Raw genomic sequence first — 22,203 nt, 5'->3', positions numbered from 1 at the left:
GGTCACCGCCCCCGCGCGAGCGCGCGGGCGGCGGCGCCGGCGAGGACCGCGCCGCCGGTGGCGAGCAGGCCGTGGTGCTGGGAGGCCCAGAGTTGGGCGCTCCGTTCGTGGGCCTCCTCGTCGAAACGGCCGTGGGCGCCGTGGTCCTGGGAGGCGTCGCTCGGTGTCCAGAGGTTGGCGTGGTCCTCCGGGTGGCGCGGCCCGTGGTCCTGCTGGGAGTCGATGCCGGTGCGGGCGAGGTAGCGGTCGAGCAGGCCGGGGGCGAGCGCGTTGGCGATCAGGGTGGCCGCGGTGCTGCCGCCGACCCAGTACTCGCGCCGGCCGGGGTGGTCGGCGGCGTACCGGACGGCGCGGGCGGCCAGTTCGGGCTGGTGGACGGGCGGGACGGGCCGGGCCCGACCGCGCAGCCGGTTGAGCACCCAGTCGAACTGCGGGGTGTTGACCGCGGGCAGCTGCACCATGGTCACCCGCACCCCCGACCCGCTGGCCAGGAGTTCGCAGCGCAGCGCCTCGTGCCAGCCCTGGATGGCGTGCTTGGCGCCGCTGTAGGCGGTCTGCAGCGGGATGCCGCGGTAGGCGATCGCGGAGCCGACCTGCACGATGGTGCCGTGGTCGCGCGGCAGCATCCGGCGCAGCGCGGCCCGGGTGGCGTTGACGTAGCCGAGGTAGGTGACCTCGGTGACCCGGCGGAACTCCTCGGCGCTGATCTCGGTGAACGGTGCGAACACCGACACGAAGGCGTCGTTGACCCAGACGTCGATCGGGCCGAACTCCGCCTCGGCGCGGGCCGCCGCCGCCTCGCAGGCCTCCGGGTCGGAGACGTCCGCGAGGACGGTGCGCACCGGCGAGCCGGCGGCCTCGGCCTCGGCGGAGGCCGCGCGCAGCCCGGCGATGCCACGGGCGATCAGCACCAGCCGGTCGCCGTCGGTGGCGAACGCCCGGACGCAGGCCCGGCCGACTCCTGCGGTGGCGCCGGTGATGACCACGGTTCGGGGCTTGGAACGCGTACGGATCCTCATGGCGGGCGTCTTGCCCGGCCTCCGGCGCCGAAACGTTCCGCGCGGGTCGCCGTGCGCGGGTCACCGTTCAGGGGTGGTTGAAGCGTCATTGTGGTCGTCGCGGTCGGGGTCGTCCGGCCCGTCCGGGGGCCGGGGGCTCCGGCCGTTGTGCCGGTGCAGCTGCCCGAAGGGCAGCAGCAGCCAGCAGGACGCGAACCACAGCATGACGGCGGCGGTGATCCAGCCGGAGATCGCCGAGCCGGTCGCCACCCGCAGCAGGAGCAGCAGGGCCGAGCCGACGGTCAGGGCCAGCAGCACCAGGCCGATGGCCACCAACCGGGCGGCGGCGTCGACCAGTTGGGGCTTCAGGCGGCGCCCGGCGAAGATCCGGTGGTAGGCGACCGGGGAGGTCAGCGAGCCGGTGGCGAGCGCGCCGAGCACGACGGTGGCCACGTAGAGTCCGTGGTCGAAGTCGCCGAGTTGGGCGAAGCGGGGCATGAAGACCACGCTCAACAGGAACCCGAAGAGGATCTGCGAGCCGGTCTGGGCGACCCTGACCTCCTGGAGCAGGTCGCTCCAGCGCCGGTCCGCCCGTTCCTCGGGCGACTCCTGACGGCCGACCCTCGGCCGGGGAGACCGGCCGTCGCGGCCGTTGTTCGGCGTCGCCATGGTGATCGCCTCCGCCTCCTCACGTCGGCGCGTGTAGCCGCGCCCGGGCCGGGCAAACGCGGGGCATGGACGAGGAGCACGTGGCCTGCCCGGTCGCACCCGGGACGGCCCCCGAGTACTCGACCGTCCGCCCTGCGCGGCACGGTGGTCGGGACGGCGCAACGCCGTCCCGACCGGGGCTCGGGGCCGAGGTCCCGCCCGGTTCCTCGCCGGATCCGGCTCCGGAGCCGGATCCGGATCCGGAGCCCGGACGGCCGTCGGAGGACGTGTCGTCGGCGCGACCAGGCGCTCCGCCGGGCCCGGTGTGAGGAGGCCCGGCATGGACCGTACCGGGCGAGGACGACCGACGACCGACGCGGAGACCAGGCGGCTCGCGTTCGACGGCAGCGACGGCGCGGTGCAGCGCAGTCGTGAGTTCAGCCGTGCGGCGCTGCGGTCCTGGCACTGGCTGCCCGCCGCCGACGACGAGCAACGGGCCCTGGCGGAGGACGTCCTGCTGATGGTCTCGGAGCTGGTCACCAACGCCTGTCTGCACGCCCCCGGCGGCCCGCGCGAGCTGCGCCTGGACTGGGACGGCGCCCGCCTGCGGGTGGAGGTCGCGGACGCCAGCCCGGTGATGCCGCGGCTGGTTCCGTCCGGCAATCCGGGCCGGCCGGGCGGGCACGGCCTGCGGGTGGTCGACCGGCTCGCCCGCGCTTGGGGCGCGGGGCCCGACGACGGGGGCAAGCTGGTCTGGCTGGAGGTGCCGTCCCCGCTCGACCGGTACGTCCGGATCGACGCTCGACCGGTACGTCCGGATCGACGGCTTCATCCGTCTGGTTGACGTCCCGTTGTTGACGTCCCGTCAGTTGACGGTCCGTAACTCTTCGAGGACCCCGCACCGTGCCCGACGGGCCGGCCCGGGGTCCGCTACTGCTCCCTACTGCTGCCCGGGGTGCGGCTGAGGCGGTGGTGCCGGGTCGGGGTCCGGGTAGGGCGTGGGGTCTGGGAACGGCGGGATGGGCGGAGGCACCGGATCGGGGCCCTCTCCCGGCCGGGGCGCGGGGTTGGGGTGGGGGATCGGCTGGGTGTCCGGATCAGGGGGCGTCGGAACGGTCATGGCGCACCTTCGTCGGAAGTCGGAGGACGGAAATCAGCGACCGAGGCTCAGCGACCGAGGCTCAGCGGCCGAGGCTCAGTGACCGAGCGCATGGGCCAGTTCGCGCTTGTTCATCTTCGAACGGCCCTTGATGTTGCGGTGTTTGGCCTCGTTGTACAGCTGGTCGTACGTCGGGCCTTGGGAGCCGCTGTGCGAGCGCTGTCCGCCACGCCGGCCGGACGACATGTCGTGGGTCGAGGTACGGCTAGCGGTCTTGGACTCGCCGTGCCGGGCGCGTTCCTTGTTGACCGTCCGGGAGGCGATCTCCTTGGCCCGCTTCTCACTCTCGCCCCGGTCGAGCGCGCTCTCCTTGATGTGCTCGTACTGGCGCTCCCGCTTGGGGCTGGATCCTCGGGGCATGGCCGGCCCTCCTCTCCTGGTCCAGATTGCTACCTGAGCGCGTGTACCCGGACAAATCGCAAAAAATCATCTGAAAACATGAATTCCATGTCGTATGTCGGGTAGAACGATCCTGCGGCGGTTGGGACGAACGGCCGCCGGCACCCAGGCCGGGTGCCACCGGGACCTCGCCGTCGACACCGGGCCCAGGTCCTGGGGAAGAGCCCCCGATGCGCGAGTGGTACCCGCAGGCGTCGCCGGGCGTTCACCCCGATGCCGAGGAGGACGCGTGTCCACCCCTCTCGAAACAGCTGCCCCTGTCGAACAGGAAACCATCCCCTCGGGCACTCTGCCCGACCTGCCACCGAGACCCACCAGGACCGAACTCCGCGCGATGGGCAAGATCGAGGCGCGGGAACTCAGCGACGCGCTGTTCGAGCGGCTGTCCGGGCTGGCCCGGGAGAGCGCCGCTTACAGCTATGTGCGCGGCACGATCATCGAGCTGAACATGCCGCTGGTGCGGTTCATCGCCGCCCGCTTCCGGCACCGCGCCGAGGACATGGAGGACATCCTCCAGGTCGGCACGATCGGCCTGATCAAGGCCGTCGACGGCTACGACCCACACCGCGGCGTCGAGTTCCTCACCTACGCCATCCCCACCATCGCCGGCGAGATGAAACGTTTCTTCCGGGACACCTCCTGGCCGGTGCGCGTCCCGCGCAGCATGCAGGAGCTCTACTTGACGGTGGCCCGCGGCTCCGACCGGCTGGAGCAGGAGCTCGGCCGGCTCCCCCAGCCGGAGGAGATCGCCGAGGATCTCCACCTGAGCGTCGAAGAGGCCACCGAGGGCCTGGTGGCGGGCCGGGTCTACCGCCCCAGCTCACTGGACGCGCTGCGGGACCAGGACAGCGACGAGAGTGGCAGCGCGATGCTGGACCGGCTCGGCGGCTGCGACCCCGGCATCGAACTCGCCGACTTCCGCACCGCGATACGCCCCCTGCTCGCCGAACTGCCCGAGCGCGAGCAGACGGTGCTCAAGCTCCGCTTCTGGGACGGCTGCACCCAGTCCGAGATCGCCGGGCGGATCGGCGTCTCCCAGATGCACGTCTCCCGGCTGCTCTCCGCCACGCTGACCCGGCTGCGCGAGCGGCTGGAGGACCGCGACGCCCCGGGCTGGGCCGACGAACCGGCCGAGGCGGACTGACTTTTCCCCTGCCGGGTGTTTCCGACCCCCCTCAGCGGTTAGCCGCGCTGGGGGGGGATCGTCGTGTGAAGGGCGTCAAGGAGGAGCACCGTGTCCCCGAAGGTTTCCGACCACATCCTGGAACGACTGCGCGCCTGGGACGTCCAGTACGTCTTCGGTTATCCCGGCGACGGCATCAACGGGCTGCTCGCGGCCTGGGGCCGGGCCGACAACAACCCCGTCTTCGTCCAGGCCCGGCACGAGGAGATGGCCGCGTTCGAGGCCGTCGGCTACGCCAAGTTCTCCGGCCGCACCGGAGTGTGCGCGGCGACCTCGGGCCCGGGCGCGATCCACCTGCTCAACGGGCTGTACGACGCCAAGCTGGACCACGTCCCGGTGGTGGCCGTGGTCGGGCAGACCGACCGCAGTGCGATGGGCGGCTCGTACCAGCAGGAGGTCGACCTGCTGAGCCTGTTCAAGGACGTCGCCGCCGAGTACTGCCAGATGGTGACCGTCCCCGAGCAGCTGCCCAACGTGCTCGACCGGGCGATGCGCACCGCCGCCGCCCGCCGCACCGTCACCGCCGTGATCGTGCCCGCCGACGTCCAGGAGCTGGACCACAACCCGCCGGAGCACGCCTTCAAGATGGTGCCCTCCAGCCTGGGCAGTCCCCAGTGGACGGTCGTCCCCGAGGACGCTGAGCTGCGCCGGGCCGCCGACGTGCTCAACAGCGGCCGCAAGGTCGCGATGCTGGTCGGCCAGGGCGCCCGCCACGCCCGCGAGCAGGTCCAGCAGACCGCCGAACTGCTCGGCGCCGGGGTCGCCAAGGCGCTGCTCGGCAAGGACGTGCTGCCCGACGTGCTGCCGTACGTCACCGGGTCGATCGGCCTGCTCGGCACCCGTCCCTCGTACGAGCTGATGCGCGACTGCGACACCCTGCTGACCGTCGGCTCGTCCTTCCCGTACACCCAGTTCCTGCCCGAGTTCGGGCAGGCCAGGGCCGTGCAGATCGACCTCGACCCGTTCATGGTCGGGCTGCGCTACCCGTACGAGGTCAATCTGGTCGGCGACGCCGCCCGCACGCTGGACCGGCTGCTGCCGCTGCTGATCCGCAAGGAGGACCGCGACTGGCAGCGCACCATCTGCGACAACACCGAGCGCTGGTGGGAGGTGATGGAGCGGCGCGCCGAGGTCGAGGCAGACCCGATCAACCCCGAGTACGCGATCCACGCCCTCGACCACCTGCTGCCCGACGACGTCATGGTCACCGCCGACTCCGGCTCCGCCGCCAACTGGTACGCCCGCCACCTGCGCTTCCGCGGCCGGATGCGCGGCTCGCTGTCCGGCACCCTGGCCACCATGGGCCCGGGCGTCCCGTACGCGATCGGCGCCAAGTTCGCCCACCCCGACCGGCCCGCGATCGCCATCGTCGGCGACGGCGCGATGCAGATGAACGGCCTCGCCGAGCTGATCACCATCTCCAAGTACTGGCAGCAGTGGGAGGACCCGCGGCTGGTGGTGGCGGTGCTCAACAACCGCGACCTCAACCAGGTCACCTGGGAGATGCGCGCCATGCAGGGCGCCCCGAGCTTCCTGCCCTCCCAGCAGCTCCCCGACGTCGACTACGCGGGCTTCGCCCGCACCCTCGGGCTCGGCGCCGAATGCGCGACCGCACCGGAGGACGTCCCCGGCGGCTGGCAGCACGCCCTGAACGCGGACCGCCCCTACGTCCTGGAGCTGCGCACCGACCCGGCCGTCCCACCGATCCCGCCGCACGCCAGCTGGGACCAGATCCAGGCCGCCGCCGAGTCCGTGCTGCGCGGCGACAGCGACCGGGCGGCGATGGTGCGCCAGGGCTTCAAGGCGAAGCTCCAGGAGCTGCTGCCGTCCTTCGGAGGCCGGCATGGGCGCCACTGACCTCATCGGCCTCACCGTGCGCAACGTCCGCACCGGGCGCTTCCAGCGCTCGCTGTCCCTGGCCACCGGCGCCGGCTCGGTGATCACCGCCGCCGAGATCTACCTGGAGCACGACCGGGCCGGCTTCGGCAACCGCGTCATGTGGTGGCCGGTCCTGCTGGGCCCGGTCGGCGCCGTCGCCGGGGTGGCCGGGATGCTCAGCCCGCGCGCGGCGCGCACCATGCTGCCGGTCGCCTCCGCCGCCATCGTCGCCAACGGCCTCCAGGGCACCTGGCTGCACGTGCGAGGCATCGCCGAGAAGCCGGGCGGCTGGGCGATGGCCCGCTACAACGTCGAGATGGGCCCGCCGCTGTTCGCACCGCTGCTGATGAGCCTGGTCGGAGGAATGGGCCTCGTCGCCGCCGTACTGCGCCGGGAGTCCGCCGATGCCTGAGCCCCGCTTCCCCGGCTTCGACGTGCTCTCCCAGGCCCGGCACTGGGACCGCGAGACGACGGCCGTCGTGGTCGCCCGAACCGGTCCCCAGCCGCCGCTGCGGCTCTTCACCCCCGCCGAGGAGGCCACCGCCCGCGCCCTGCTCGACCAACTGCTCGACCACCCCGACGTCCCGCTGCTGCCGATGATCGACGCCCGGCTCGCCGAACTGGAGACCGACGGCTGGCACTACGCCGACATGCCGATGGACGACGAGGCCTGGCGCCGCTCACTGCACGCCCTGGACGAGGACGCCGACGGCCCGTTCGCCGCGCTCAGCGAAGTCCAGCAGCGGGCGCTGATCGGGAGGATCCAGGAACTGGACGGCGAACGCTGGCACGGCCTGCCCGCCAAGCACGTCTGGAGCCTGTGGACCAGGTACGCCTGCACGGCGTACTACTCCCACCCCACCGCCTGGAACGAGATCGGTTTCGGCGGCCCCGCCCACCCGCGCGGCTACCTGCGCCTGGGCCCGGGCCGGCGCGAACCCTGGGAGGTCGCCGACGCCCACTCCAGCCCGCCCCGGCCGCCCGACGACGAGCCGCCCCGCCCGGTGCCCCCCGCGACCGACCCCGGCCGGCACTCCCGGCTGCGCGCCGCCGCCCAGACCGTACGGGCCAACGCCGCCGCCGAGCGCGAGGTCCGCCGCACCAACGCCTCCGCCTGGCTGCTGCCCCGCGACGGCCAGGGCTTCGACCACACCCTGCGGCGCGACATGCGGCGCCACGCGGACACCGACGAGGTCGACCTGCTGATCGTCGGCTGCGGTGCGGGCGGCGCCACCCTGGCCCAGCGGATGGCCCGCCGGGGCTGGAGCGTCGTGGTGCTGGAGGCCGGCCCGTTCTGGGACCCGCTCACCGACTGGGTCAGCGACGAGGCCTCCTCCCACCACCTGTACTGGACCGAGCCGCGGCTCATCTCCGGCACCGACCCGGTACCGCTCGGCTCCAACAACTCCGGCCGCGGCGTGGGCGGTTCGATGGTCCACTTCGCCGGCTACGCACCCCGCTTCCACCCCTCCGACTTCCGCACCCACAGCCTCGACGGCGTCGGCGCCGACTGGCCGATCGACTACGACGACCTGCGCGAGTCCTACCGCCGCATCGAGTACGAACTCCCCGTCGCCGGCCAGTACTGGCCCTGGGGCGAGCCCCACCCCTACCCGCACCCGCCGCACCCCGTCGGCGGCAACGGCGAGATCTTCCTGCGCGGCGCCGCCGCCCTCGGCATCCAGGCCCGGGTCGGCCCGGTCGCCATCACCAACGGCCGCTTCGGCCGCCGCCCGCACTGCGTCTACCGGGGTTTCTGCCTCCAGGGCTGCAAGGTCAACGCCAAGGCCTCCCCGCTGATCACCCACGTCCCCGACGCCCTCGCCCACGGCGCCGAGATCCGCGCCGACTGCATGGCCGCCGCCGTCGAGCTCGACGCCGACGGACTCGCCCGCGGCGTCCGCTACTTCCACCACGGCCGCGAACACCTCCAGCTCGCCCGTACCGTCGCCGTCGCCGGCTACGCCATCGAGACCCCGCGGCTGCTGCTCAACTCCGCCTGCCCGCGCTTCCCCGAAGGCCTGTGCAACGACCACGACCTGGTCGGCCGCTACGTCATGGTGCAGGGCGCCCCGCAGACCTCCGGCCGTTTCGAGGAGGAGATCCGCGCCCACAAGGCCCCGCCGCCCGAGGTCTCCACCGAGCAGTACTACGAGACCGACCCCGCCAAGCCCTACCGGCGCGGCTTCACCATCCAGAACATCTCCCCGCTGCCCATCACCTGGGCCGAGCACGTCGTCGCCCAGGGCCACTGGGGCGCCGACCTGCGCACCTACCTCTCCGACTACGTCCACTGGGCCACCCTCGGCGCCATGGCCGAACTGCTGCCCCAGCCGGACAACCGGGTCACCCTCGCCGAGCAGACCGACCGGCACGGCCTGCCGGTCGCCGACTTCGCCTTCTCCCAGTGCGACAACGACCGGATGCTGATCCGGGCCGCCCGCGAGGTGATGGAGTCCATCCTGCGCGCCGCCGGGGCCAGCGAGGTCATCACCATCGACCGCTACGCCCACCTGGTCGGCGGCTGCCGGATGGCCGACCACCCCCTCGCCGGCGTCGTCGACCACCGGCTGCGCGCCTTCGCCGTCCCCAACCTGCTGATCACCGACGGCAGCGTGCTGCCCACCCAGGGCAGCGCCAACCCGGCGCTGACCATCATGGCCCTGGTCGACCGGGCCGCCGGCCTGCTGGCGGCGGGCGAACGCTCCGGACTGAGGGCGCCGTCATGAGCGAGGTCGACCGGATCGGCGTGAGCGTCTACACCGTCCCCACCGACGCCCCCGAGGCGGACGGCACCCTCGCCTGGGACCACACCACCCTCGTCCTCGCCGAGGCCGTCAGCGGCCCGAACAGCGGCCTCGGCTGGACCTACGGCGCGCCCGCCACCGCCGCCGTGATCAGCGAGGAACTCGCCCCGCTGGTCACCGGCCGCGACCCGCACGACACCAGCGGCGCCCACGAGGCCATGAACCGGGCCGTGCGCAACACCGGCCGCCCCGGGCTCGTCTCCGGCGCGATCTCCGCCGTCGACCTCGCCCTGTGGGACCTGCGGGGCCACCTGCTCGGCCTGCCGCTCGCCCGGCTGCTCGGCGGCGCCGCCCGGCCCGTCCCGGTGTACGGCAGCGGCGGCTTCACCACCTACTCGGCCGAGCAGCAGGAACGCCAGCTGCGCGGCTGGGCCGAGGAGCAAGGCATCCCCAGGGTCAAGATCAAGATCGGCGAGTCCTGGGGTACCCGTGAGCAGCGCGACCTCGACCGGGTCCGCGCCGCCCGCGCCACCGTCGGCGACCAGGTCGAGCTCTACACCGACGCCAACGGCGGCTACCGGCGCAAACAGGCCGTCCGGATCGGCGCCGCCCTCGCCGACCAGGGCGTCAGCTGGTACGAGGAACCGGTCTCCTCCGACGACCTCACCGGCCTGCGGTCCGTCCGCGACGCCGTCCCGCCCGACGTCACCGCCGGCGAGTACGGCTACGACCTCGCCTACTTCGCCCGGATGATCCCCACCGTCGACTGCCTCCAGGCCGACGCCACCCGCTGCGGCGGCCTCACCGGCTGGCTGCGCGCCGCCGCCCTCGCCCAGGCCCACGGCCTCGACCTCTCCGCCCACTGCGCCCCCCACGTGCACGCCCACGCCGCCGCGGCCGTCCCCAACTGCCGCCACCTGGAGTGGTTCCACGACCACGTCCGGATCGAGCGACTGCTCTTCGACGGCACCCTCGACCCCACCGGCGGCACCGTCACCCCGGGCGCCGACGGCGCCCCCGGCCACGGGCTGCGGCTGGCCCCCGCCCGGGCCGCCGAGTACCGCACGGGGTGACCGCGGCAGCGGCTCCGGCGAAAGGATGAAGACCATGACGACCACCTCGGCAGCGCTCTTCGACGTCGACGGCACCCTGCTCGACACCGCGTACTTCCACGCCCTCGCCTGGTGGGAGGCCCTGCGGCAGCACGACCGCACCCTGCCCGTCGCCCGGGTCCACCGGGCGATCGGCATGGGCGCCGACCAACTCCTCGACCACCTGCTCGGCGCCGACCGCGACCACGGCGACGACGAGGGCATCACCGCCGCCCACACCGCCCTCTACGCCCGGTTCTGGCCCCAGATCCAGCCGCTGCCGCGCGCCGCCGACCTGCTGCGCGCCTGCGCCGGCCGGGGCTGGCCGGTCGTCCTCGCCAGCTCCGCCTCCGAGCGGGAACTCGCGGTGCTGCGCCGCGCGCTCGACGCCGACGAGGTGATCACGGCGGCCACCTCCGCCGACGACGTGGCCGCCACCAAGCCCGCCCCCGACCTCGTCCGCGCCGCCCTCGACCGCGCGGGCGCCGAACCCGAGCACGCCGTCTTCATCGGCGACACCGTCTGGGACGTCACCGCGGCAGGCCGGGCCCGGGTCCCGTGCGTCGCGGTGGAGAGCGGCGGCTTCGACACCCGGGAGCTCCTCGGCGCCGGCGCCGCCGAGGTCCACCGGGACACCGCCGAACTGCTGGCGGACCTCGACCGCAGCCTGCTGGCCAGCCCGCCGGCGTGAGCCTCCCGAAGCTCAGGTGGAGCACCCCCGGGCGGAGTGAACTCCCCTGGGCGGGGTACCCGTGGGGGCGTCCCGAACGGACCCCGCCGGAGGAGGCCGCGATGGACCGACCCGCCGAACACCCCGATGCGTCCCGCTCGACCCGCGCCGAGCCGGACGGCCGGCCGCTCGACGAGCCCGGGGGCCCTCTGCCGCCCGACCGGGCCCAGGCGATCCTGGAGGCGGCGAAGCGGATCGGCTCGCTGCTCAAGGCCAAGGACCACCCCTTCGCGCTGGCCGGCGGGGTCGCCGCCTACGCCCACGGCGCCGACGTGCGGCTCCAGCACGACGCCGACTTCTGCATCCGCCGCGAGGACGCCGAGGCCGTCACCCACACCCTGCGCGAGGCCGGGGTCCAGGTGTTCCTGCCGCCCGAGGACTGGCTGATCAAGGCCCACTGCCTGGGCCAGGACATCGACCTGATCCTGGAGCACGCCAAGCGGCCGGTCACCTCGGAGCTGCTGGACCGCGCCGAGGTGCTGCCGGTGGACTCCGTGCAGATGCCGGTGCTCTCGGCCACCGACCTGGTCAGCGGCCTGCTGGCCGCCTTCTCCGAGCACCACTGCGACTTCGGGGCGGTGCTGTCGGTGGTGCGGCCGCTGCGGGAGAAGGTCGACTGGCGGCGGGTACGGGCGGAGCGCGGCCGGCAGCCGATGCCCGCCGCGTTCCTGTACCTCCTGGAACGGCTCCAGGTGATCGAACCCGAGGAGGCCGCCGTATGACCGCCGCCGACACCACCGGATCCGACGACACCGAGTACCGGCTCGCCCACCTGCGCGACCGCCTCGCCGACGACGAGGTCGGCGAGCTCAGTCTGCGGATCGAACTGCACGGCACCCACGTCACGGTGTGCGGCACCGTGCCGAGCGAGCAGCACCGCGCCGCCGTCGAGCGCATCGTGATCGAGGTCCTGGACGGCCTGACGGTGTACACCGACATCGCGCTGGCCGACGACCGGCCGCCGACCGGGGCGGAGGACCTGCCGTGATCCGGGTGGCCGCGGTCGGCGACATCCACCTCGGCCCGGACAGCCGGGGCCTGCTGCGGCCCGCCTTCGCCACCCTGGGCGAGCTGGCGGACGTGCTGCTGCTGGCCGGGGACCTCACCCGGCACGGCACCCCCGAGGAGGCCGCCGTGGTGGGGGAGGAGGTCGGCGGACTGCCGGTGCCGGTGATCGCCGTCCTCGGCAACCACGACTACGACGCCGGCCGGCCGGAGGAGGTCACCAGGATCCTGGCCTCGAACGGCGTCCAGGTGCTGGAACGCAGCTCCACCGCCGTCCGGGTGGACGGCCTGCTGGTCGGCGTGGCCGGCACCAAGGGCTTCGGCGGTGGCTTCGCGGGCCGCAGCGCCGGCGAGTTCGGCGAGCCCGAGATGAAGGCCTTCGTCCGGCACAGCCGCGAGTGCGCCGACGGGCTGCGCACCGCCCTGGACCGACTGGCCGCCGAGGGCTGCGACCTGCGGATCGCCCTGACCCACTTCGCCCCCGTCCCCGACACCCTGGCCGGGGAGCCGCCGGAGATCCACCCGTTCCTGGGCAGCTACCTGCTCGCCGAGGCGATCGACGGGGCCGGCGCCGACCTGGCCGTGCACGGCCACGCGCACCTGGGCACCGAACGCGGCCTTACCGCCTGCGGGGTGCGGGTGCGCAACGTCGCCCAGCCCGTCATCGGCCGCGCCTTCGCCGTCTACCGGCTGCGCCCGCCGGTCAGCTGACCGGCGGCCGGGCCAGCCGGGCCGCGCACTCCAGCAGCATCGCGTGCACGAAGGCCTGCGGCAGGTTGCCGCGCTGCTGGCGCTGGGCGATGTCGTACTCCTCGGAGAACAGGCCGGCCGAGCCGCAGAGCCCGCGGGTGGTCTCGAACCAGCGGGCGGCCTCGACGGCGTCGCCCTGCTGGTGCTCGGCGAGGGCCATCAGGAAGCCGCACAGCACGAAGGCGCCCTCGGCTTCGGCCAGCGGGCGTTCGTCGTGCCGGAAGCGGTAGGCGAAGTGCCCGTCGGTGAGCTGCTCGCGGCAGGCCCGCAGGGTGGCGACGGTGCGCGGGTCGTCGGCGGGCGGCCAGCCGCGCACCGGTGGCAGCAGCAGGGACATGTCGGCCGCCGGGTCATCGGGGGAGCGCTGCCAGCGGCCGGACGGGTGCAGCGCGCTGCGGGCGGCGCGGGCCGACAGCCGGTCGGCCAGTGCGCTCCACTCGGCCGCGAGCCCGTCCGTCAGCCCGGCCGCCCGGGACACCTGCGGGCGGGTGATCGCGCGCAGCCCGGCGGCGCAGATCAGCCTGCTGTGGGTCCACCGCTGGGCGTCCAACTCCCAGATGCCGGCGTCCGGTTCACGCCACCGCGCGGCGATCGCGGCGGCCGCGGTACGGACCGCGCCGCGGGAGTCCGGGCCCAGCCGGCCGTGCCGGGCGGCGGCCGCGAACAGCAGCAACGTCTCGCCGAACGCGTCCAGTTGGAACTGCCGGGTGATCCGGTTGCCGACCTGGTCGTGGCCGCCCGGGTATCCGGGCAGGTCGACGGTGTGCTGGTCCGGCACCCGCCCGCCGGTCACGGTGTAGGCGGGGGCGAGGTGCGGGCCGTCCTCCTCCAGCCGCGCGGCGGTGAACCGTACGGCGTCGTCCAGGAGCCGGTCGGGCCCGCAGGCGGCGACGGCCTGCCCGGCCAGGCACTGGTCGCGGATCCAGACGTAGCGGTAGTCGTAGTTGCGGCCCTCCTCGGCGCGTTCGGGCAGGCTGGTGGTGGCCGCGGCCACCATGCCGCCGGTGGCGGGGGAGGTGAGGCCGTGCAGCACGGCGTAGGAGAAGCGGGCGTCGCGCCCGTCGCAGGTGTGCCGGAGGTCCGGTACGGCGGCGTGCCAGGCGCGTTCGGTGGCCCGCCAGCACCGTTCCGGGTCCGGCGGCGGCGTGTCGAGGCCGCGGTCGGACACCTCCAGGACGAGGTCCAGCCGCTCGCCCGCGGCGAGGGCGACGTCCGCCAGCAGGCTTCCGTCGGGGCCGGGGCGGGCCGTCCTGGCGCCCGTCCAGCGCAGCCGCAGCCGCCCGGCGCGGATCGTCCAGCCGTCCGCCGTCCGGTGCGGAGCACGGGGGCGGGCCGTTCCGAAGCCGCTGCCGGCCGCCAGCCGCAGCCGCAGACGGGCCGGTCCGTAGTCGGCCTGGACGCGGCGCAGCAGCACCAGCCGGTGCGGGTCGGCGGGCAGCGCGAGGGCCTCCCGGCACACCACCACGCCCTGCTCGGTGATCCACCGGCCGCGCCGGACCAGCCCGTGGTCCTCGTAGTAGCCGCCGGGCACGAACCGGCCGACCGGGGTCACCGCGTACTCGCCGGTGCCGCCGATCAGTCCGGCGAACACCGGGTCGGAGTCCCAGCGGGGCGCGCAGAGCCAGGCGACCTCGCCGGACGGGCCGACGAGGGCTCCGCGTTCGCCGTCGGCGAGCAGGGCGTACTCGCGCAGGCTGCAGGGCGGGAAGGCCGTCAAGACAGCCCCCCTAGGCCATTCGCGGCAGGATCTGCTCGCGGTAGAAGTCGAAGAAGCCTTCCTGGTCCGGGCCGATCTGGCCGACGTAGACCTCGTCGAAGCCCGCGCCGACGTAGTCGCGCAGCCGGTCGGCGTGCTCCTGGGGGGCGTCCCCGCAGGTGACCGCCCGGGCCACCATCTCCTCCGTCACCAGCTCGGTGGCCTGCTCGAAGTGCCGTGGCGTGGGCAGGACCTGGGCGAGCTCGCCGGGCAGCAGTTCGCTCGGCCAGAGCCGGTGGGCGGTCTTGACCGCCCGCTCGCGGTCGGGCGACCAGCACACCTTCACACCGCCGATCACCGGTCCGGTGCCGCCCGCCGCGCGGTAGCGCCCGACCAGTTCGGTGTCGGGGGTCATGGTGACCAGCCCGTCCGCGTACTCCGCCGCCGACGCGGCCGCCTTGGGGCCGAACGCCGAGACGTACACGGGCAGTCGGCCGTCCTTCGGCGGGGTGTAGAGCCGGGCGTTCTCGACGGTGTAGTGGATGCCGCGGTGCGAGACGGGGCGGCCGGTGAACAGCTCGCGCATCACCGAGACGGCTTCCTCCAGCATCTCCGCCCGCACGTCGAACGGCGGCCAGCGGTCGCCCAGGACGTGCTCGTTGAGCGCCTCGCCGGTGCCCACGCCCAGCCGCAGCCCGCCGGCCAGCTGCACGTCCGCGGTGGCCGCCGCCTGGGCCGTCACCGCTGGGTGGAGCCGCACGGTCGGGCAGGTGACCAGGGTGGTCACCGGCAGCCGGGTGACCTGGGAGAGGGCCCCGATCACGCCCCAGACGAACGGGCTGCTGCCCTGGGCCTCGTTCCACGGGTGGTAGTGGTCGGAGATCGCCAGCCGGGTGAAGCCGGCCCGCTCCGCCAGCTCGGCCTGCTCGACCAGCTGGGCGGGGGTGAACTCCTCGCAGGACAGGAAGTAGCCGAACGCGGTGGTCATGGCGGCCTCGGTTCCTCGGTGGGCTCCTCGGGATTCCCCCGTCGGAGCGGCTAACCGGGCCGGGCCCGGTGAAACCTCGCCGCCGTCCCGCGGCTGCGCCACGTACTGAGGCGCTTCAGCGCGCCGGGGTGAACTCCGTGAGCCGGTCCAGGCCCGCGGCGACGGCCGCGAAGCCGCGGTCGAGCATCCGCAGCTCGTACTCCTCGACGGCGGCGGCCAGCTGCGTTTCGCCGCGGTGGACGGTGGTGAGCGAGCGGCAGAGCAGCGCGGCGTCGCGGAACGCCGTGTTGGCGCCCTGGCCGGCGCTCGGCGGCATGGCGTGGATCGCGTCGCCGAGCAGGGTGACCGGCCCGGTGCCCCAGTGGGGTACGGGCTTGGCGTAGCGGATCGTCAACGGCGAGCTGTTGCCCGTGTCGGACTGCCGGACGAGCTCGACCAGGTCGGGGTGCCAGCCGTCGATCAGGTCGAGCAGCCGGTCGCGCACCGCCGCCCAGGCCTCGGGCTCCGGGCCGAGCGGCTGGGGGAGCATCGCCACCCAGCGCAAGTAGCTGTCGGCGTCCGGCAGTTCCACGTCGGGCGCCAGCTCGGCCGCCGCGAGCCGCGGTGGCCGCCGGAACTCCATCCGGCCGATCAGCAGGCTCAGGCCGGAGCCGCGCACCAGGGTGCCGGCCCCCGGCACCAGGGTGGCGAGGCGTTCGGTCAGCGGGGTGCGGCCGAGCAGTGCGTTGCCGGGGACGGCGGCGACCTCGGCCCCGGGCAGCAGCTGCCGGCGCACCGCCGAACCCACGCCATCCGCCCCGACCAGGAGGTCGCCCGGCGCGCTGCCGCCGTCCGCGAGCCGGGCCTCGACCCGGCCGTCCGCCCGCTCGTCGTACCCGACCACGGCCCGGCCGAACTCCACCCGGTCCCCGAGCCCCGTGAGCAGCAGCTGCCGCAGCACGTGCCGGTCGGCGGCCGTGCCGTCGGCCGCCGCGCCGAGCCGGCGGAGCTCGTTCAACTGCGGGTCGACCACCCGCCGTTCGCCCGCGAGCGGGCCGGTCACGGCCTCCAGCAGGCCGTGCAGCCGGGGCGGCAGGCACTCCCGCAGCGCGGCGAGCCCCGGTCCGTCCAGGCCGATCCGGAAGCCCTGGTAGCGGCTGTCCGCACCGGGCTCGCGCTCGAAGACCCGGACGTCGATCCCCGCCCGGACCAGCCCCTGCGCCAGGCAGAGCCCGCCGATCCCGGCCCCGGCCACCAACACCTTCATGCGCTTCTCCTCGTCTCTCGTGATGGTCGTTCGGGTGTCAGCCGCGCGGGGTGAGCAGGATGACCGCGGCCGTTCGATTGACGTGCCATCAGCTTCGGCGATCCCGGCCCCCGAGCGGCAGACCGGTCCGTCACCGATCGGAGATGACAGCTGTCACCCCCGGCACCCTGACCGCCGTCATCCCGCCGGCGGGCCCTGCGGGGCCTCGGCCCGGGTGAACCCGTGGCTCCGCTCCACCTTCGCCACGTGCAGCGTGTAGTTCCGGTACCACTCGGCTTGGCCGCGCTTCTGCGCCGCGCGGTGCTCGACGTTGGTCCGCCACTCGCTGAGGGCCTCGGCATCGCGGAAGTACCCGACGGTGATGGCCAGCCCGCCGGGCGACTGGGCGTAGTCCATCCCCAGGTACCCGGGGATGTCCCGCACCAGCTCCTCCATGCGCGCGTTGGTCTCGCTGTAGCCGCTCTGGTCCGGGGTCCGCACGGCGGTGAACACCGCGACGTAGTAGGGGGGTTCGAAGGCCTCGACGGGCAGGACGGGTGCTTCCGCGTGATCGTTCATGGCGCCACCGTAGGGCGGCCCGCGCCCGACGATCCAGCGTCCCACCCGAACGGGACACACCGGGGACGGGACGGGGCGCGGTGGGACGGCGCGCGGTGGGACGGCGCGCGCCAACCCGGCCGGGACGGCTCCGGGCCCTCCGGAACACGGCCCCGACCGGGCCCGCGTTCAGGCGGCCTGCAGTTCCGCCAGCGCGCCCTTCGACAGGCTGACCCGGACCAGGGCGGCGGCCAGTCGGGCGTGCTCCTTCGGCGGGACGAGCGCGCCCAGGCCGCGGGGCGTGTGCGGCAGGCCGAGGTCCTCGGCGGCCGCACAAGCCCGCTCGTCGAAGAACGGGTGCAGCCACGGCCACACCGTCTGGACCTCCCGGCAGAAGATGTCCGCGCCCACCGGGCCGATCCGCGGGACCTCCCGCAGCAGCTCCCGCAGGGCGTCGGGATCGCCGTCGGCCTCGTCGCGCAGCCTGCGCAGGTCGCCGTGCCAGCGGTCGAGCACCAGCTGCGCCCCTTCGCCGAGCGCGGTCGCGGTGCTCTCGTCGTACCGGACGTAGTGGGCCCGGCCCAGCGCGTCCACCCGGTCCTGCCAGCCGGAGTCGGCCATCGCGCGCGGCGTGCGGTACCCGGCGGCGGACAGCTCCCGGGCGGCCTTGGTGGCGGTCCCGGCGCTGATCCGGATCGAGCACAGGACGGTCAGGACCAGCAGCCGGTACAGCGGCGAGGGCTTGTCCCGCAGTGTGATGCTGGCTTCCTCGGCGTACGTCCGGCCGTGCTCGGCGAGCAGCCGGGAGGTGATCGTGTCGACGGTCATCGTGCGGCACCTCCGTCCTCGTTCACATCGTGTCCGTCAGGCCGGGACGGTCAGCCCGCTCCGGGCAGCCGCACCTCCAGATGCCCCGAGAGCACCCGGGTCTCCAGCACCGGCTGCGGCGCGGTCGCGGGGCCGCCGGCCACCTCGCCGTCCCGCAGCCGGAACTCGCTGCCGTGCCAGGGGCAGCGCAGGCAGCCGTCGACGACGCTGCCCTCCGAGAGCGGGCCGGAGAGGTGGGCGCAGCGCTCCGCGAGCACGTGGCAGCGTTCGCCGTCGCGGACCACGACCACGGAGAGTTCGCCGGCCCGGCGGCGGACCGGCTGTCCGACGGGGAAGTCCTCGACCGGGCCGAGCGCGGCCCAGTCCGGCGGCGCCAGCCGGGGCACCGCGGCGGCCCGGTCGGGCCCGGCGGCCTGCCGGTAGGCGAGATGTCCGCCGAGCACGCCGCCGGCCGTCACGGCGGCCATCCCGGCCCAGCCGAGCAGCCGGCCGCGCCCGCGATGCCCACGGCAGCGGGCCAGCAGCGAACCGGCGTACAGCAGCACCCCGCCGGTGTTGGCGACCGCGTGCACCAGCCCGGTGCGCCGCCGCGGCGCGTCGAGCCGGGCCCAGTCCACCCAGCCCGCCAGCGCGGCGGGCCCGGCGGTCAGCAGGCCCACCGCCACCAGGGCGTCGGCCGAACGGCGCCGGCCCGGCGTGAGGTCGAGCAGTCCCGCCGACGTCCAGCAGCCGATCGGCAGCTGGACCAGCGACGGATGCAGCGGGTGGCCCAGCCAGACCCCGTGCAGGGCGTCGCGGTAGGGGCCCAGCGGAAGGGCCTGGACCGCGTCGGCGAGCGGCTGGGCCGGCGCGTCCAGCACCTCCCAGTGCGCGGGTGCCTCCAGGGCGCGGCGCAGCAGGCGGGACCAGCGGCGGGTGTGCAGAGCTGAGGTGTCCATATCGGGCGGCTAGCCGAACCCGGCCCGGCCAAACCCGCCCGGGACCCGGGGTGCCCGCCGGAGAGCCCCTCGACCGGCCGCGGGCCCACGCCTTCGTCCACGGCCGGGACATCGACGAGGGCGGTCAGGACTTCGTGGTTCCCCGGCGTGATCGGCTGCATACTGTCCGGACACGTCCGGAGGTTCTCATGCCCATGGTGGATGTCACGGCGCTCGCCCGGCTGGTCGCGGAGTACGACGCCCTGTCCGCGCTGTGCTCTCCCGAAGCCCAGCAGCGGCTGCGCGACGTCTGCTACACGATCGCCGTCTACACCGGTGAGACGGACGCCGTCCGCGCCGTCGCCCTGGCCCGCGCCCTGCTGGCCCCGGGCCATCCCGGGCCCGTCGACGGCGCCGCCGTGGCAGCCGTGCCGGTCGCCGCCCGGGACGACGGCGCGCTGCTGGCCGAACTCGGCGAACTCGCCGAGCGGGAGCGGGAACGGCACCGGCCGTTCTCGACCCTGCCGGACGTCCTCCAGCTGACCAGGGTCGCCGTGCCCGACTGCCTCGGCGCCGCCGTGAGCACCTGGCACGACGACGGCACCGTCGAGACGCTTGCCGCCGGCTCCCCGCAGCTGCTGGCGTTGGAACGCGCCCAGGGCGAGGCGGGCGCCGGGCCGCTGGCCCGGATCCGCCACCAGGGCGAGGGGCAGCTCCTGGTCCGGCTCGACCCGGTCCGCCCCGGCCGGTTCGCGGACCGGGCCCGGCGCTGCGGGGTGCGGGCCGTGGCCATCGAGCACCTGCGCGCCCTGCCGCACGGGTGCACCGCCTTCAGCGTCTACCTGCGGACGCCGGTGGACCCCGGCTCCCCGGCGAGCGCGCTGGTCACCGTCCTGGCCCTGCAGGCCTCGGTCGCACTGGACCGCTCGGCGCTGGCCGGGGCGGTCGCCGACCTGCTCGACCGCCGGCACGCCACCGGCCTGGCCATCGGCCTCACCATGGAGCGGTTCGGGGTGACCCCGCACACCGCGCTGACCCTGCTCGCCCGGGCGGCCCTGCGGCTGGGCACGGACCTGGACAGCGTGGTCCGCCGGATCGCGGCGGACGGCCGGTAGCGCTAGGCGGAACCGGGTTCGGGCTCCCGGGGGCAGCGGTGTTTCCGAGCGGCGGCCCCGGGCAGCCGCCGGGTGTCCGAGCCACTGCCACCTGGGACGACATCATGACCACACCCGATCCCGATCCCGACCGCACCCCCGGGCTGGACGAACACGGCGCACTGCCCGGTGGCGACACCCCACCGGCCGAGGGGGGAATCTCCGGCATCTCCCACCCGGAGCCCGTGGAAGTGCGGCGGGCCTGGGGGCCCTGGCCCGCCGCCGTGATCGTGCTGCTGGCACTGGCGGTCTCCGCCATGCTGGTCGGCATGATCATCGTGCTGACCTGATGCGCACGCCGGCCCGCCCGACCCGCGGTCAGCGATCGCTGGCCGCGAGCGCCTCGCGGACGGTCACCAGGCAGGGGTCGCAGTACCGGTCCGGCACCTCGGCGCCGGTGCCGTCCGCGGCCGGAACCACCCGCTGGGACGGTTCGAGGAACCGCCCGCACAGTGACGCCGTCGCGTCGTCCTTCGCCACCACGTGCCACACCACGGCGGGCGGCGACACCGCCGGGTCGTGCTCGGCCCACATCTCGTACATGGCGACCTCCGGGTCTCGGGGCTCGGTCACCCCATGCAACCCCGGGACACCCGGGTCGGCCACCGGGCCGGGCCCGGTGGGATGGTTACACCGCTCCGAGGCGGGCACACGCGCGGTCGGCCGGGACGGACCCGGCCGGGCGACACGAGGAGGCCCCAGATGAGCATGGTGAAGGAGTCCGTGGACGTCGACGTCCCGCTGCACACCGCCTACAACCAGTGGACGCAGTTCGAGGAGTTCCCCCGCTTCATGGAGGGCGTCGACGCGGTGACCCAGCTCGACGACCGCCACAACCACTGGCGCACCAGCATCGGCGGGGTCAGCCGGGAGTTCGACACCGAGATCGTCGACCAGCAGCCCGACGAGCGGATCGCCTGGCGGACCACGGACGGCGACGTGGAGCAGAAGGGCGTGGTGACCTTCCAGCGGCTGGACGACCTGCACACCCGGGTCAACATGGCCATCGACTTCCGGCCCGAGGGCATGGCCGAGAAGACCGGCGACGTGCTGGGCGTGGTCGACCGGCGGGTGAAGGGGGACCTGAAGCGCTTCAAGGAGTTCATCGAGGAGCGCGGCCGGGCGGAGGGCGGCTGGCGCGGCCGGATCAGCCCGGGCTGACCTCACGCGCAGGTGCGGCCCCGCTCCCCGGGGAGTTCCCGGGAGCGGGGCCGCATCCGTGCCGTGGGTCTCGGCGGCCCCCGGGTCGGCCCGGCTCGTTCCGGTGGGCGGATCGGCCGAGGGCGGCGGATCGGCCGAGGTCGCCCGTAGCGGCCGGTTTGCCGGGCAGATGCGGGGTAGGCGCGCGGCATGGAGGACTTCGGACCCCCGGCGGACGACTGGACCGCCGACGACACGGAAGCGTTCGACCTGTGTGACCAGTGCGGCCGGGTCCTCGCCGCCTCGGACCTGCTCAGCGCGCTGGTGCCGGACTCCTCCGCGCTGCACCCGAGCGATCCGGAGCTGGACGGCAGACGGGTGCTCACCGCTTGCACGCTGGAGCACCTGGCCGAGTTGGTCGAGCAGTACCGCGGTCGCCCGTTCGTCCCCGAGGAGCAGTGGGCCGGCAAGGTCTGCCGGACGCTCGCCGCGCAGGAGGAGCCCGTCCCGCTCAGCCTGGTCGCCCGGATGAGCGGCCTGTCCGTGCAGCAGACGGTGCGGGGGGTGGAGTGGCACAACACCCGCGCCCGCGAGTGGCAGGCCCGCTACGGCGACCGGGCGGCCGCCGACCAGGACGACGACGAGCCGTGACGCCACCGAACCGGCAACGGCCCCACCAGCTACGGAGGATGACGAACCATGAGGACCGCCAAGCGCTACCGCCTGGTCGCCACGGACCCGTACCGGGAGTTCGTGCTCACCGCCACCGGGGCGATGGGCAGCACGGGCACCCAGGTGTACGTGGACGAGTCCGGAGCCATCCGTGCCGAGATCGACGGCGACGGCGAGATACGGACCATCACCACCGCCCTCCCGCTGGGCCGTCCGGTCCGCGCGGAGCCGCTGGACTGACCGCCGGTCCGACGGCCCGATGAGCCACCGGCTGATCCCGAGGTCGCGCCCGGGACCAGCCGGTGACGGCTGTGTCGACGGCTGTGCGACGACGGCTGTGCGACGGCGGCCCGCGCGTCACGCGCGGCCGCTCGGATCGGAACCCGCCGATCCGGCATGGCCGAGGCGAGGCCGGGTACCCGCCGACATCCGGGGGC

General features: G+C 74.5%; 25 protein-coding genes. 15 read left to right on the top strand and 10 right to left on the bottom strand.

Going from position 1 to position 22,203, the window contains the following annotated elements; genetic code table 11:
- Positions 1 to 2: 2 nt before the first annotated feature.
- Both ACIG5E_RS10465 and ACIG5E_RS10460 read right to left on the bottom strand, forming a co-directional pair.
- Positions 3 to 1,019 carry an SDR family oxidoreductase gene (locus ACIG5E_RS10465; protein ID WP_396532886.1) on the bottom strand — a complete coding sequence of 339 codons (1,017 nt, stop codon included), beginning with the start codon at positions 1,017 to 1,019 and terminating at the stop codon, positions 3 to 5.
- Between the two features lie 60 nt (positions 1,020 to 1,079).
- Positions 1,080 to 1,667 carry a DUF6328 family protein gene (locus ACIG5E_RS10460; RefSeq protein ID WP_396532885.1) on the bottom strand — a complete coding sequence of 196 codons (588 nt, stop codon included), beginning with the start codon at positions 1,665 to 1,667 and terminating at the stop codon, positions 1,080 to 1,082.
- A gap of 319 nt (positions 1,668 to 1,986) precedes the next feature.
- Between ACIG5E_RS10460 and ACIG5E_RS10455 the strand changes: the two genes are divergently transcribed.
- Positions 1,987 to 2,490 (top strand): ATP-binding protein, encoded by a 504-nt coding sequence (locus tag ACIG5E_RS10455; RefSeq protein ID WP_396532884.1) that lies wholly within the window; start codon positions 1,987 to 1,989, stop codon positions 2,488 to 2,490.
- Between the two features lie 351 nt (positions 2,491 to 2,841).
- On the opposite strand, the gene ACIG5E_RS10450 is transcribed toward ACIG5E_RS10455, so the two are convergent.
- Complete coding sequence (locus ACIG5E_RS10450; protein ID WP_396532883.1) at positions 2,842 to 3,165, bottom strand: plasmid stabilization protein; 324 nt, start codon at positions 3,163 to 3,165, stop codon at positions 2,842 to 2,844.
- Between the two features lie 268 nt (positions 3,166 to 3,433).
- Here ACIG5E_RS10450 and ACIG5E_RS10445 point away from each other — a divergent pair, with 268 nt between their 5' ends.
- The 9 genes from ACIG5E_RS10445 (at position 3,434) to ACIG5E_RS10405 (ending at position 12,549) form a co-directional block, all read left to right on the top strand.
- Complete coding sequence (locus tag ACIG5E_RS10445; RefSeq protein ID WP_396532881.1) at positions 3,434 to 4,348, top strand: SigB/SigF/SigG family RNA polymerase sigma factor; 915 nt, start codon at positions 3,434 to 3,436, stop codon at positions 4,346 to 4,348.
- 90 nt (positions 4,349 to 4,438) lie between these two features.
- Positions 4,439 to 6,244 (top strand): thiamine pyrophosphate-requiring protein, encoded by a 1,806-nt coding sequence (locus ACIG5E_RS10440; protein WP_396532880.1) that lies wholly within the window; start codon positions 4,439 to 4,441, stop codon positions 6,242 to 6,244.
- Complete coding sequence (locus ACIG5E_RS10435; RefSeq protein ID WP_396532878.1) at positions 6,231 to 6,677, top strand: hypothetical protein; 447 nt, start codon at positions 6,231 to 6,233, stop codon at positions 6,675 to 6,677. The genes ACIG5E_RS10440 and ACIG5E_RS10435 overlap by 14 nt, the downstream gene beginning before the upstream one ends.
- Complete coding sequence (locus tag ACIG5E_RS10430; protein ID WP_396532877.1) at positions 6,670 to 8,994, top strand: GMC family oxidoreductase; 2,325 nt, start codon at positions 6,670 to 6,672, stop codon at positions 8,992 to 8,994. Before ACIG5E_RS10435 ends, ACIG5E_RS10430 begins: the two co-directional genes overlap by 8 nt.
- Positions 8,991 to 10,085 carry an enolase C-terminal domain-like protein gene (locus ACIG5E_RS10425; RefSeq protein WP_396532876.1) on the top strand — a complete coding sequence of 365 codons (1,095 nt, stop codon included), beginning with the start codon at positions 8,991 to 8,993 and terminating at the stop codon, positions 10,083 to 10,085. Before ACIG5E_RS10430 ends, ACIG5E_RS10425 begins: the two co-directional genes overlap by 4 nt.
- A gap of 34 nt (positions 10,086 to 10,119) precedes the next feature.
- On the top strand, positions 10,120 to 10,794 hold the full coding sequence (locus ACIG5E_RS10420) for an HAD family hydrolase (RefSeq protein WP_396532875.1): 675 nt from the start codon (positions 10,120 to 10,122) through the stop codon (positions 10,792 to 10,794).
- A gap of 101 nt (positions 10,795 to 10,895) precedes the next feature.
- Positions 10,896 to 11,555 carry a nucleotidyltransferase family protein gene (locus ACIG5E_RS10415; protein ID WP_396532874.1) on the top strand — a complete coding sequence of 220 codons (660 nt, stop codon included), beginning with the start codon at positions 10,896 to 10,898 and terminating at the stop codon, positions 11,553 to 11,555.
- Positions 11,552 to 11,821, top strand: coding sequence for a BON domain-containing protein (locus ACIG5E_RS10410; protein ID WP_396532873.1), 270 nt, complete (start codon positions 11,552 to 11,554; stop codon positions 11,819 to 11,821). Before ACIG5E_RS10415 ends, ACIG5E_RS10410 begins: the two co-directional genes overlap by 4 nt.
- Positions 11,818 to 12,549, top strand: a complete 732-nt coding sequence (locus ACIG5E_RS10405; RefSeq protein WP_396532872.1) for a metallophosphoesterase — start codon at positions 11,818 to 11,820, stop codon at positions 12,547 to 12,549. Before ACIG5E_RS10410 ends, ACIG5E_RS10405 begins: the two co-directional genes overlap by 4 nt.
- Here ACIG5E_RS10405 and ACIG5E_RS10400 read toward each other — a convergent pair.
- From ACIG5E_RS10400 to ACIG5E_RS10375, 6 genes are all read right to left on the bottom strand, one after another.
- Positions 12,542 to 14,305, bottom strand: a complete 1,764-nt coding sequence (locus ACIG5E_RS10400) for a glycoside hydrolase family 15 protein (RefSeq protein WP_396532871.1) — start codon at positions 14,303 to 14,305, stop codon at positions 12,542 to 12,544. The two genes, ACIG5E_RS10405 and ACIG5E_RS10400, sit on opposite strands and share 8 nt — an antisense overlap.
- A 10-nt stretch (positions 14,306 to 14,315) precedes the next feature.
- On the bottom strand, positions 14,316 to 15,272 hold the full coding sequence (locus ACIG5E_RS10395; RefSeq protein ID WP_396532870.1) for a TIGR03557 family F420-dependent LLM class oxidoreductase: 957 nt from the start codon (positions 15,270 to 15,272) through the stop codon (positions 14,316 to 14,318).
- A gap of 115 nt (positions 15,273 to 15,387) precedes the next feature.
- A complete protein-coding gene (locus ACIG5E_RS10390; RefSeq protein WP_396532868.1) occupies positions 15,388 to 16,518 on the bottom strand; it encodes an FAD-dependent oxidoreductase in 1,131 nt (376 codons plus the stop codon).
- Positions 16,519 to 16,695: 177 nt separating this feature from the next.
- Positions 16,696 to 17,076, bottom strand: coding sequence for an antibiotic biosynthesis monooxygenase family protein (locus ACIG5E_RS10385; protein ID WP_396532867.1), 381 nt, complete (start codon positions 17,074 to 17,076; stop codon positions 16,696 to 16,698).
- A 168-nt stretch (positions 17,077 to 17,244) separates the two neighbouring features.
- Positions 17,245 to 17,883 (bottom strand): endonuclease, encoded by a 639-nt coding sequence (locus ACIG5E_RS10380; protein ID WP_396532866.1) that lies wholly within the window; start codon positions 17,881 to 17,883, stop codon positions 17,245 to 17,247.
- A gap of 50 nt (positions 17,884 to 17,933) precedes the next feature.
- Positions 17,934 to 18,821: a Rieske 2Fe-2S domain-containing protein gene (locus tag ACIG5E_RS10375; RefSeq protein ID WP_396532865.1), complete on the bottom strand. Its 888-nt coding sequence runs from the start codon at positions 18,819 to 18,821 to the stop codon at positions 17,934 to 17,936.
- Between the two features lie 194 nt (positions 18,822 to 19,015).
- Here ACIG5E_RS10375 and ACIG5E_RS10370 point away from each other — a divergent pair, with 194 nt between their 5' ends.
- Together ACIG5E_RS10370 and ACIG5E_RS10365 are read left to right on the top strand one after the other, a co-directional pair.
- Positions 19,016 to 19,915 carry a DUF5133 domain-containing protein gene (locus ACIG5E_RS10370; RefSeq protein WP_396532864.1) on the top strand — a complete coding sequence of 300 codons (900 nt, stop codon included), beginning with the start codon at positions 19,016 to 19,018 and terminating at the stop codon, positions 19,913 to 19,915.
- A gap of 104 nt (positions 19,916 to 20,019) precedes the next feature.
- Positions 20,020 to 20,244: a DUF6480 family protein gene (locus tag ACIG5E_RS10365; protein WP_396532863.1), complete on the top strand. Its 225-nt coding sequence runs from the start codon at positions 20,020 to 20,022 to the stop codon at positions 20,242 to 20,244.
- A gap of 28 nt (positions 20,245 to 20,272) precedes the next feature.
- On the opposite strand, the gene ACIG5E_RS10360 is transcribed toward ACIG5E_RS10365, so the two are convergent.
- Positions 20,273 to 20,527, bottom strand: a complete 255-nt coding sequence (locus ACIG5E_RS10360; RefSeq protein WP_396532862.1) for a hypothetical protein — start codon at positions 20,525 to 20,527, stop codon at positions 20,273 to 20,275.
- A gap of 129 nt (positions 20,528 to 20,656) precedes the next feature.
- Here ACIG5E_RS10360 and ACIG5E_RS10355 point away from each other — a divergent pair, with 129 nt between their 5' ends.
- The 3 genes from ACIG5E_RS10355 (at position 20,657) to ACIG5E_RS10345 (ending at position 22,006) form a co-directional block, all read left to right on the top strand.
- Entirely contained in the window at positions 20,657 to 21,115 is a 459-nt protein-coding gene (locus ACIG5E_RS10355; protein WP_396532861.1) for an SRPBCC family protein, read from the top strand.
- Between the two features lie 189 nt (positions 21,116 to 21,304).
- Entirely contained in the window at positions 21,305 to 21,745 is a 441-nt protein-coding gene (locus tag ACIG5E_RS10350) for a hypothetical protein (RefSeq protein ID WP_396532860.1), read from the top strand.
- 48 nt (positions 21,746 to 21,793) lie between these two features.
- Positions 21,794 to 22,006 (top strand): DUF6296 family protein, encoded by a 213-nt coding sequence (locus ACIG5E_RS10345; RefSeq protein ID WP_396532859.1) that lies wholly within the window; start codon positions 21,794 to 21,796, stop codon positions 22,004 to 22,006.
- Positions 22,007 to 22,203 lie beyond the last annotated feature (197 nt).

It is taken from the genome of Kitasatospora sp. NPDC053057 (genome assembly GCF_044546945.1).
Classification (GTDB): Bacteria; Actinomycetota; Actinomycetes; order Streptomycetales; family Streptomycetaceae; genus Kitasatospora.
This window is presented reverse-complemented; position numbering and strand designations above follow the sequence as displayed.